The 2,512-nt window shown below is 43.5% G+C and carries 3 protein-coding genes; all 3 read left to right on the forward strand.

The features are described from left to right. Positions 1 to 1,306: hypothetical protein (locus tag NTU69_12960; protein MCX5804415.1), on the forward strand; the 1,306-nt coding region annotated here is incomplete at its 5' end. Next, positions 1,272 to 1,925: a 4Fe-4S dicluster domain-containing protein gene (locus tag NTU69_12965; protein ID MCX5804416.1), complete on the forward strand. Its 654-nt coding sequence runs from the start codon at positions 1,272 to 1,274 to the stop codon at positions 1,923 to 1,925. The genes NTU69_12960 and NTU69_12965, both read left to right, overlap by 35 nt. Before the next feature lie 20 nt (positions 1,926 to 1,945). After that, positions 1,946 to 2,512, forward strand: a 567-nt coding sequence (locus NTU69_12970; protein ID MCX5804417.1) for a hypothetical protein, incomplete at its 3' end; no start/stop codon positions are given.

Here is a 2,512-nt window from a genome sequence, read left to right on the forward strand (position 1 = left end):
TGGATTGGTGGGAAGAGTAATCCGGGAAACAGTTTATGATAAAGACGGCAAAATAATAGTAGTAGAATCAGGTTCCATTGTTACTCGAGATATTGCATACCAGTTAGCTCGATTGCCGGAGAGAATGATAAGGATTGAACCATTTTATTCTGGTGGCCCTTGGCCGATAAAAGAGCCTGAAATGAAAGGGAATGCACAGTTGAAAGATATTTTCTCCCTTGGTTTTGACCCCGGGGTATTCGGAGCGAGCGATCAGGAAGAAATATGGAAAAAGATCAACTTACCTTACCGGTTCGAGATGCTTTTAAGCTGGGGCTGCAACACCCCCTTGAGCGTTGCAAGCTGGGAGGCCATAGAAAACAGTCTCAAAAAGATACCTTTCATCGTTGTAGCAGAGCTTTTTAATACAGAACTTACAGAAGGCTTCGCCGATATCGTGTTACCTGACTGTTGTTACCTGGAACTGCTGAGCTGGACTGAAGGGAAGGGGCAGAATTTTAACTATCCTTACGGTATGGGCGACTGGTGTTACCATCTTGTACAGCCTGTAGTAGAGCCAAAAAACGAACGAAAAAGCTTTTTGCCGGTTATCTGGGAAATCATTGAAAGAATGGGTTATCGAGCAGATCTTAATAGAGCAATGAATGAGTTTTTTGGTTTCAATGAGCAATACGCACTGAAGCCGGACGAAAAGTTTACCGAAGAAGATCTGGCAGACAGGGCTCTTAAGTTCTCGTTTGGAGAGAAGCATGATTTAGGGTACTTTAAGAAACACGGTTTTGTGAAGTGGCCGAAAAAGGTCGAAGAGGCGTACTGGAGATACTTCGTCGATTGTCGCATTCCGGTCTATCTTGAGTTTATGATAGATGTGAAGGAAAAAATGCAGAAGATAACCAATAAAATAGGGCTCGATGTTGACTATACACAATACTCGCCTTTTGTCAACTGGGCACCTTGTTCAATACACAAAGTGGATAATCCTGAATACGACCTTTACTGTTTCTCCTACCGCGATGTTCTTCATACAGGTTCTGCAACAATGGAACAGCCGTGGCTTGATGAGGCAAGCAGGATGAATCCATATACATACAGCATCTGTATGAATGAGGATACGGCAAAGAAGAAAGGACTGAAAGACGGTGACAACATTGTCGTGGAGACAGTAACCGGCCGCCAGGTAACTGGAACCTTAAAGACCATGCAGGGACACCATCCACAGACGTGTTCAATTGCCGCATGCAGTGGATACAAAATTACAAAAGGGGTGATTTATGGCAAGATGGGGTATGGTGATAAATCTCAATAAGTGCATAGGTTGTTATGCCTGTATGCTTGCCTGTAAACAGGAACATTTTCTTCCTCCGGATATATTCTGGACCAGGGTACTTGTTGGTGAACTTGGTAAGTTTCCGGCAGTGAGAAAACAGATCTATCCAGTGCTGTGTAATCATTGCAAAGAGGCTGCCTGTGTAAAAGTATGTCCTACTGGAGCCTCTGTGAAAAGGGATGATGGTATTGTATTTGTTGATTATGATAAGTGTGTGGGATGCAGGTATTGTGTAATGGCATGTCCCTACCAGCAAAGAACATTTTATGGAGATGATAAGAAGGAGTATTTTCCCGGCCAGGGCTTCACTGAATGGGAGGTTCTTGGAAGAAAGTTGTACCCTCTCGAGAAAGGTACTGTGGTGAAATGTACTTTCTGTGTGGAAAGGGTTGATGAAGGGCAAAAAAAAGGGTTAAAACCCGGTATGGATCGAGAGGCCACGCCTGCCTGTGTTATAGCCTGTCCCGCAAAAGCCAGGTATTTTGGCGATCTTGATGATCCTGCAAGCGAGGTTTCGAGATTGGTGAGTGAAAGGAAGGCATCACAACTCAGTCCTGAATATGGTACAAACCCGTCAGTTTATTATATTGTGCGGTAGGTGGTGAAAAGGAGGGAATAATGATGAAGCCATATGAGTGGATGGTAAAATGTACACCCCAAACAGAATGGATAGTAAAACGCGGTGTTCTTTTGTGGCTTGCCTTTTTTTTTATAGAATTGGGAGCAGGTGCATATTTTGTTGGCTCTTTCTTTGGTAGCCTCGTTTCAATGAGCATTGGCTGGGTTGTATGCGGTGTTCTGGGATGTGGATTGCATTTGTTATACTTAGGACGGCCTCTTAGGTTTTTCCGTATGTTTGCTAAACCAAAAACTTCATGGATTTCACGGGGCATGATCTTTGTTACCTCATTCATGATTTTGGGATTTTTCAACATAGTTCTTCGTTTTTTCTCTGTCTCAGTCAATGTCCTATCGTGGTTAATAATTGTATTAGCCTTTCTTGTTGTTATTTATGGCGGGTTTGCAATGTGCTGCATTAACGGGATTCCATTGTGGAATACTGCACTTCTGCCCATACTTTATGTAGTAAGCGGACTCTGGGGAGGAGCAGGTATAACCGTCGGGGTAGCAGTAGCGACAGGCTCCGCACAGATATTGATTGGAGTTGAGGAATGGATTCATTTG

Source organism: Pseudomonadota bacterium, from assembly GCA_026388215.1.
GTDB lineage: Bacteria > Desulfobacterota > Syntrophorhabdia > Syntrophorhabdales > Syntrophorhabdaceae > JAPLKF01.